6 protein-coding genes are annotated in these 8,349 nt (G+C 50.0%); 2 read left to right on the top strand and 4 right to left on the bottom strand.

Annotated elements, in window-relative coordinates:
* Window positions 1–254: 254 nt before the first annotated feature.
* The 4 genes from HK23_RS11180 to HK23_RS11165 form a co-directional block, all read right to left on the bottom strand.
* The gene (locus HK23_RS11180; RefSeq protein WP_086654016.1) at window positions 255–3,131 is read right to left on the bottom strand and encodes a TonB-dependent receptor; all 2,877 of its coding nucleotides are present in this window, start codon (window positions 3,129–3,131) and stop codon (window positions 255–257) included.
* 97 nt (window positions 3,132–3,228) lie between these two features.
* Entirely contained in the window at window positions 3,229–4,128 is a 900-nt protein-coding gene (locus HK23_RS11175) for a FecR family protein (protein WP_086654015.1), read from the bottom strand.
* Window positions 4,106–4,669: an RNA polymerase sigma factor gene (locus HK23_RS11170; RefSeq protein ID WP_086654014.1), complete on the bottom strand. Its 564-nt coding sequence runs from the start codon at window positions 4,667–4,669 to the stop codon at window positions 4,106–4,108. Before HK23_RS11170 ends, HK23_RS11175 begins: the two co-directional genes overlap by 23 nt.
* A gap of 111 nt (window positions 4,670–4,780) precedes the next feature.
* A complete protein-coding gene (locus tag HK23_RS11165; protein ID WP_086654013.1) occupies window positions 4,781–6,184 on the bottom strand; it encodes an aminotransferase-like domain-containing protein in 1,404 nt (467 codons plus the stop codon).
* A gap of 126 nt (window positions 6,185–6,310) precedes the next feature.
* Between HK23_RS11165 and aptA the strand changes: the two genes are divergently transcribed.
* Together aptA and HK23_RS11155 are read left to right on the top strand one after the other, a co-directional pair.
* On the top strand, window positions 6,311–7,660 hold the full coding sequence (aptA, locus tag HK23_RS11160; RefSeq protein ID WP_086654012.1) for an omega-aminotransferase AptA: 1,350 nt from the start codon (window positions 6,311–6,313) through the stop codon (window positions 7,658–7,660).
* A gap of 43 nt (window positions 7,661–7,703) precedes the next feature.
* Complete coding sequence (locus tag HK23_RS11155) at window positions 7,704–8,096, top strand: tautomerase family protein (RefSeq protein ID WP_063907571.1); 393 nt, start codon at window positions 7,704–7,706, stop codon at window positions 8,094–8,096.
* Window positions 8,097–8,349: the final 253 nt, after the last annotated feature.

The raw sequence follows: 8,349 nt of genomic DNA, 5'->3' as shown, positions 1-8,349 counted from the left end.
CTTTGTGAAAAGGGAAGGGGATCTGTAATATCAACGTGGGGAAGGGGGAATAGTTCCACACCCTTGGTGCTGTATTATTGTTCAGGATCGTAGGATTCGACTGAACCAGCCTCATCATCAGCATAGTTAGTTGCCAAGGGGCAGCTGAAGGGGAGGGGCGTGTGAGGCAGAGGACCGTAGCCCGTGAAGGGCCACGGATTTAAAAAGAGAGGGGAGCGTATGAGAGTAAGTTGCAGAGGGTTCAATAGAGCGCGTTAATTATACACCACTTCAAAATAGATGCTGCGACCGTAGTTTTCTTTTGCTTCGAGGCGGTTAAGGTTTTTGCCGTAATACATCCGTGTATGTGACCCCGCCAGATTATAAACCTCGTATTTAAAGCGTAAATTGTCCGTAATATCGTGCCATGCGCCGATGTCTAAACTTGGCTGAGAGCCATACCCATAAATTTGGGTCGGATCATCATTCAAGCCTTCGAGATATTTTGCTGAGTAAGAAAAGGACGCTTTCAGAGCGCCACGTATTTGCGGAATGTGCCAGGTCACGCTGCCGTTGAAAATATACTTTGGCTGCTCGGGCAGTTCATGAAGTTTATAGGAAACATTTGCTCCCTCATAAGTCATGCGGCCACGCATCCATGTGCCACTGGCATTGAGGTCAAAAGACTGATTCCATGGGCCTTTAAGATTGCGATTAACCACCGAGACTTCAACGCCCATAAGAGTAGAGGTGTTGGCATTACGCGGCTGTTTAACATACGTTAGTTCATCATTAATAAGCTCTGTCGCTCTCGTTGTGTAAATATCATGTTTTATGATTTTGTCGAAGTAAGCGACACTAAAGACACCGCGCCTATGGTTAAAGAATTTATCAATAGAAACATCAAAATTCTGTGCCTCACGGGGGCGGAGGTTAGGGTTGCCGCGCGTCAGTGAGCAATTCACACTGCCTGCCTGCGTATCATCACTATTACCGCAGCTATATTGCTCGGCCTGTGCAAGATCCGTCGGCTGCGGACGGCCAACGGATTGGCTGTAGACAGCGTGGAGAATCAAATCCCGAGGAAACTCATGCACAAAGGTTAAAGAAGGCAGCGGGTTGATATAACCGCCGTTCTTTTTATTGATATTGCCTGTTGCGTTTGCACCGTCTGTTTCAGGGATAAACGCATTAAATTTCACAGCGTCCGCCCGAACCCCGGCAATGAGCTGAGAATGCCGCCATTTGTAATGGAGCGACACATATCCATCAAAAAGTTGCTCTTTATAGCGGAAATAAGCAAGTTGCGTGTAACTGCGGGATTTATCAGCATCAAGAGTTTGCTTATCCCACGCAAAATGGGTCAGATCAAAAAACGGTCCATTAGGATTTTTCATGTCTGGGATAAACATACTGGAGGCAGCGCTTCCTCCCGGATTATACCAAAGCTGGTCCGAAGAATTGGTCGCATCAAGGCTGCGCCATTCAAAGCCACTGGCAAACCCAAATCCATGAGAATCAGGGTTAAGGTTGCGTGTATAATCCAGGCGTACATTTGCAACGCCTTCGTGGTCACGGTCATACTCTTGCTGAACCGTCTGGAATGTATAACCGCTGTTAAGCAGCTTATTCATATCGCTAATATCTGTAAGCGTTGCTACTTTTTCTTTATCAATAGTGTAATCGGCAAAAACGGCCTTATTGCCTTTTTCACTGGGGTAAACTCGCGCTGTGACATAAGGCTCATGATTGAAGTAATCTTCCCATGTATAGCCCGCGCGTAATTTAAGGGTGGAAATATTATCGTGCCAGTTTAAATTGCCCAAAACGCCATTGGTGTTCATTTTCCAGTTATCTTTGCGGCCAATAGTGCGCGCTCTGTAAATATATTCGCGCCCGCTGGTCGGTGTTTGATTCCATATCCCCGTATCATCAAGAAGATATTCGTTGTGCTCCATAAAGGAATTTTCCCACCTCTGGTAGGCGTATCCCATAACAGAAGCACTAAGCCCGGTATTTTTTGGACGCCATTCCAAACGGGCCGCGCCCCCTAACGTATTCAGATCGTTGGAGTAGCTACCGCCATCTACATAACGCGGTGCGGTCATGCCATTCCAGCCGGGCGTGGTGGATGCATTGGGTTTAAGAATTTTACCTTTCGTGTCGTAATAGTTGTAACTATCTTCCTGCCAGGTCTTACTCGTATTACGCGTCCGTTTTTGGTAACGGAATGAGGTCATAATCCCAAATTCCTTGTTTTTACCAAATCTGTCGGAAAAAACGGCTTTCGCGCCTTGTCCAAGGTGAGGGGACATGCCGGGGATCCTGTTCGCGCCAGCAGACCCTTTTTCGGTCGAATAGATGCCATAAGCATTGATGTATTTGTAGAGGCCTTTGTGGTCAAAGGCGCTGCGGGGGTTCATGTCAATCACCGCGCCGATGGCTCCACCGTCCTGTTCAGCGGTAAAAGTTTTATAAATACTATCTTCACCAGTCATTTCTGCCGGTATGTTCTGTAAGTTTACGCGGCGTCTGATGCTGCCGCCATCACTGATACTGGCAACCGTTATGCCATCTAATGTGGTTTGGTTCAGGTCGGAAGAAACACCACGCACACTGATATAGCGGGGTTCATCACCGTTACGAATACCCGTAACGCCCGGTAGCTGCGTAAGCATCTGGGCGATGGAGGTGGCACCGCCTAGGTTAGACAGGTCATCATAGGTAGCGGTGTCGACCACACCGGCAAAATTGCGTTTAGTGCGGAGTTCCCGTCTATGACCTTGGACGGTCAGGTTGTCCTCGGCAGTCTGTTCTGAGCTTTTAGTTTTTTTTGCTGTTTTTGTACGGAGTGTTATGAAATTTTTATTAGAGGCATCAATTTTGAAAGTATTTTTTCCGAGAAGTTTATGCAGTGCTAAGAAATTATCCATTTTTCCATAGAGAGGGGCAGAACGCAGGTTGTCTGCGATTTTGCCGTCAAACGCGATATGGAGCCCCGTCTGCCGACTAAAAGCCATGAGGGCACCGGTTAGTTTTTGTGCCGGAATTGCAAAAGTACTTTGTGTATCCTGCGCAATGGAAAGGGTTGGGATAAAGCACGCTACAGAAGTAGAAAGCGCGAGCAGGCGAGACCGACCAGAAAAAGACATTCTTGGAACCTTAGTGAGACAGACACATCATACTTTCAATGAGTCTTTTCCCCGGTTATTCCCGCCGCCTTTTTTTGTGACAGTTTCGAGACAGCCTTTATTCAAGGAAAATGTGGTGGGCATCTTCCGTGATGCGTCCACCGAGAATGGCTTTAACGGCCTGAGCAAAGACATCCGGTCGGTTCAGGTCAAACAGGCCAGAAAGGCGCATATCTGCGAGCCTGAAAGATGGTACAAGCTGTTTCTGGTTGTATCTGTTAAAAATATCTGTGGCTTCAGACAGTGTTTCTGTCGCCAGAGAGACCTGGCCTTGTGTCCATGCGGTCAGACGCGCAAGGGTGTCCTGATCGACCGTGCTAAAGTGCAGTCTGCCCTGCGGGGTGACAGTCACTTGTGCGCCTACGGAGAGGTGTTTGCGTTCTTTCAGTCTGTGGCCCTGCATGGTTGCAGTGCCATTCACCACGACGGCATTATCGTATGAAGAACCCTTTGCGAGCAAAAGGCCGCCATCAATCAGAAACCGTAAATTTTGCGTTCTAACACAGCGATGCTTATCGGTAATGAAACATTGCCCCATGAGTAAAGAGGTTTGTTCTGATTTCTCTTCAAGCTGAGTATAGCAATCCAGCACTATCTGGCGCTGTTTTGTGTTCTCGCAGTGCAGTATATTTTTTTGCGTCTTATAGCGGGTTCTGGCTTCCCCACTTTCTGCAGGGATGACACATGCGGCGACAGAAGCGGCCACGGCGGCGGACATAAACGCACGTCGGGAAGGCTTTTGTGTGCGCTGAAAGGGCGCGAGGGTTGGAGTATAAAGGGCTTTGGCTCGCTCTGTGGCATGCCATACGGCCTGACTGCGTAAGAAAGCGCCTTTATGCCGGATATCTGCCTGAAGCCAGGTTTCCAGTTCCTGCGTTTCTTGTTCTGTAAGGGGAGCGCGATCTATGTGGGCGACCCAGTGTGCAGCAACGTCATCAGGAGAGTCTTTTGTTGCCACGGGTCAGTCCTGTTGGTGTGTTATGTGGGGCTTTTTCACGTTGTCCATAAAATCTGGAGATCAGGACAAGCGCTCTGGCAAGCCGCTTTTCGACACTTCTTTCTGATATGCCTAGTCTCCTTGCGCAATCTTTTTGTGCGTAGCCATTTATTTTTCTGTCAATAAAGACATATCGACAGGTTTCGGGGAGTTGCTGAACAACGTCTTCCAGAAACCGGAGTTCTGCGCGAGCATTGGTAATGTCTTCCGCAGAAGGGGTTTGATCAATCAGGCTGTCATTTTGCAAATCAGCAATGGCAGTTACACTGACAATCTGTGCTTTTTTGTAGTGCCGTATAACAAGATTGCGGCAAATGGTATGGAAGTAGCCGACAGGATTGGTGACGTTGCTGATGTCGGCTTCCGAGAGAATGACATAGGCTTCCTGAATAATGTCATCGGCCTCAAAGTCCGGGAAGCGTGCAAGCCATGAGCGGACAATATGCTCATTTGGTACGATATAACGCGCCAGCCAATGGCTACGCTCTGTGTTCGGCAGCATAACCTTGTGTCACCTCTCAATGCAGAGGCTATTTAGCAGTTTGCCGTTGCTTGTTTGTGAAACTATTATGACACTCTGAGTATTATGAAATTTTTGTCATTGTATGCTTCGTTAGCGGCCTTTGTTTTCTTTCTCTAAAAAGGCATAGAGACGGGCGTGGCTGGAGTGTGTGACGTTAAACCGGAACCACTGTGACTCTGACCGTTCGGGGCGGAACAGGGAGCCAGGTGCCAGCAGGATATCGTTCTTAGCAGCACGTTCTGCAACAGCGTGTGCGGTGACGTCTTTCTTAAAACGTGCCCACACAAACAGGCCGCCCATAGGACGAAGGGGCAGCGTCATGCCGATAGTGAGTAAAGACTGGCAAACAGTTTTCTGGGCGTGAAACAGGCGTTCTCTCAGGTCAGTCAAATGATGGCCGTATTGACCGGTTTTTATAATATTCAGGACCATTGCTTCATTTAATCCGGGGCTGGTCAGGCTGGTGGCCATTTTGTAGCGCAGAATACGTTTGCCAATATCAGGAGCGCAGGCGAGATAGCCAACGCGCAGGCCCGGCGCAATAGTTTTTGAAAAACTGCCAATATGAATGATGTTCTGGAGTTTATCATAGCGTGCATGACATGGCTGGCTTTCGGGTGCCAAATCCAGAAAAATGTTATCTTCAACAAGGGTAACGCCATGTTTGACGGTCAGAGCATGGATGGTCGCGACATTATCCGTTGTGACACAGCTTCCTGTCGGGTTGTGAAGGATGGAGGTCGTTATAAATAGTTTGGGCTGATGCGCCTTGAGGGCACGCTCAAATAATTCCGGACAGGGGCCGGCAGGCGTTCGGGCTATGCCAACGGCTTTGAGGCCCAGACTTTGGAGAAGCGGATACAGGTTGCAGTAGCCGGGATCATCCACCAGCACAGTATCATCTGGTTGTGTTAAGGTCCGCAAGACCAGTTCCAGCGCCTGACTGGCACCATGTGTCAGAATGATGCCATCTTCAGCGCAGGGAATATCACGTTTTGCCAGCAACCGCCGAATGGATCGGCGCAGTTCACTCAGGCCGTAAGGGCTTCCGTAATCCAGCATGGAGGCCAGATTGGAGGATTGTTCAAGAGCTTTCAGCCCTTGCTTCACAGCATTTGTAAAAATATAGGGCTGCGCCAGCCAGCCGCATCCGGCTTTGATAATGGGCGCGTTGTCCTCATACGCATGTTGTAAAAGCCAGAGTGAGTCGATGGGGGGGCGTTGTGTCGCCTGAAGGGGTGAGGCCTTGACGGAATACCCACCCCGATCACGCACGTCGAGCAGGCCTGCGGAGACTAGCCGGGTGTAAGCGTTGGCGACTGTAACGGGGCTGACGTTGCAGAGCATCGCCATGCGGCGAATAGAGGGAAGCCGCTCCTGCACGACAAGGGTGCCATTGTGAATCTGTGCGGTAATGGCCTCGACAAGTTGGGCGACGAGGGGTGTTGGCAGATTTGGATCAAGCGCAAGGGGCGGGGAGGCTGTCTTAACCATTAGAGAGCAGTACAGTTTCTGAAAAATATGCGCAACTGTACATAGGCGTAAAACACGGAGACCGTTACTATTTGTTACCGAATGCGCCTGTGCGGTGTGCTGGCGGTAAGAAGGGGACAGCAGTCTATGTCAAATGTGACGGGAAATTTTGATCCAGTTGCCGCTGCGGAAAAAGGAACATACTGGCAGCCTTTTACGGTCAGCCGAATGCTGCAGGCCAATCCTGCGCCTCGCACGCTGGTGTCCGCTAAAGGGGCTTATTATCAAACACTTGATGGAAAAAAGGTGTTTGATACGCTGTCTGGCTTGTGGTGCACCCCTTTGGGGCACGGGCATCCTCTGATTGCGGAAGCTGTCAGGAAACAGGTTGAGACGCTTGATTTTGCCCCGTGTTTTCAGCTGACGCACGAAGGAGCGCTGTCTCTGGCGCAGCGTATCGCTGATATGGCTCCCGAAGGCATGAACCATGTGTTTTTTGCTAATTCCGGGTCTGAAGCCGTCGATACAGCCCTGAAAGTGGCTCTGGGTTACCATCGGCTGAAAGGGGCAGGCAATCGCTTCCGCATGCTCGGGCGGGAGCGTGGATATCATGGTGTCGGGTTTGGCGGTATGTCGGTGGGGGGAATTCTCTCTAATCGCAAGATGTTCGCTGCGGGTATGATGTCAGGGGTGGATCATCTGCGGCATACCTATGAGCCTCAGCACATGGCGTTCACCCGCGGCCAGCCGACATGGGGCGCGCATCGGGCAGAGGATCTGGAACGGCTGGTGGCATTGCACGATGCGTCAACCATTGCGGCGGTGATTGTGGAGCCTGTTCAGGGCTCAACTGGTGTGATTGTGCCTCCTCTCGGTTATTTGCAGCGGCTGCGTGAACTCTGCACACAATACGGTATTTTGCTGATTTTTGATGAAGTGATTACCGGTTTTGGGCGGATGGGCGCGCCTTTTGCAGCGCAGCGTTTTGGGGTTAAGCCGGATATCATCACGTTCGCCAAGGCCGTGACCAATGGTGTGGTGCCGATGGGTGGCGTGATTGTAACGGATGAGATTTACAAGACGTTCATGACGGGGCCCCAGAGTGCCATCGAATTTTGCCATGGCTACACCTATTCCGGTCACCCACTTGCAGCCGCTGTGGGGCATGTCGTGCTGGATGTGATGGAAGGTGAAGGGCTGTTTGAGCGTGTGCGTGCGCTGGAACCTGTGCTGGAAGATGCCGCCCATAACCTCAAAGGCGTCAAAAATATTGCAGATATTCGCAATATCGGCCTCACTGCTGCGGTTGAGTTGAAGCCTGCAGAAGCCGGGGCGGGGGTGCGCGGCACAGCCGTATTCGAGGAAGGACTGCGGCAGGGTCTTCTGCTGCGTGTGACGGGGGATATCATTTCCTTTGGGCCGCCTTTCATCTCCACAGAGCAGGAGTTGAAAAGCATGATGCGCACACTCCAAAACGTGATCGAAACCGTCGGCTAAGTTTCGAGTTTTTACTAATTCTTTCTAAAAAGGATTGTTTTTTATGCCTCTTCTGCATTTTCACATTGTCAAAGGTAGCCGGAGCGCGACCGAAATTCGTGAGCTTCTGGATTCCGCTCATGCTGCCATGCTGGACTCCTTCAAGGTGCCAGAGCGTGACCGGTATCAGCTCGTTTCCGAGCACGATAAAACCCACATGATTATTGAAGATACGGGGCTGGATATCCCCCGTACCGATAAAGTGGTTCTGCTTCAGGTGGTGTCTCGTCCACGCTCCAAAGAGCAGATTACCGAGTTTTATCGCCTTCTGGCGGAAAAGCTTGAGAAAGACTGTGGCCTGAAGCCAGCTGATCTCATGGTGTCCATTGTGCAGAATTCTGACGAGCATTGGAGCTTTGGTCTGGGGCGCGCTCAGTTTTTGACCGGCGACCTCTGAAGTCAGGCATCAGTCATTATATTTCTATAAATATAGTTGTGGTGACTGATGCGCTCTCGTCCTGATTTTAAGAAATTAAATTGGGTTTTTGGCGATATGTAAGGGGAAGATACACAATTAAGGCTGCTACCGTATGTGTGTATTGGGTCTCTATAATGGAAATATCTTCTGAAAAGATGGGTATGTGCATTTTTAGTGCGCTCTCTGGCCGAGAATGAGGTATCCTCTCAGGCAGATATCCACCACAATTGCA

This window comes from Acetobacter malorum, assembly GCF_002153605.1.
GTDB lineage: Bacteria > Pseudomonadota > Alphaproteobacteria > Acetobacterales > Acetobacteraceae > Acetobacter > Acetobacter malorum_A.
Note: the sequence above shows the minus strand (reverse complement) of the source record. Positions and strands in the feature narration are given on the sequence as shown.

Coding starts and splice junctions, on each gene's coding strand:
- HK23_RS11165 (WP_086654013.1), bottom strand. CDS start 6,184: ATGGTTAAGACAGCCTCCCCGCCCCTTGCGCTTGATCCAAATCTGCCA.
- aptA (WP_086654012.1), top strand. CDS start 6,311: ATGTCAAATGTGACGGGAAATTTTGATCCAGTTGCCGCTGCGGAAAAA.
- HK23_RS11170 (WP_086654014.1), bottom strand. CDS start 4,669: ATGCTGCCGAACACAGAGCGTAGCCATTGGCTGGCGCGTTATATCGTA.
- HK23_RS11180 (WP_086654016.1), bottom strand. CDS start 3,131: ATGTCTTTTTCTGGTCGGTCTCGCCTGCTCGCGCTTTCTACTTCTGTA.
- HK23_RS11155 (WP_063907571.1), top strand. CDS start 7,704: ATGCCTCTTCTGCATTTTCACATTGTCAAAGGTAGCCGGAGCGCGACC.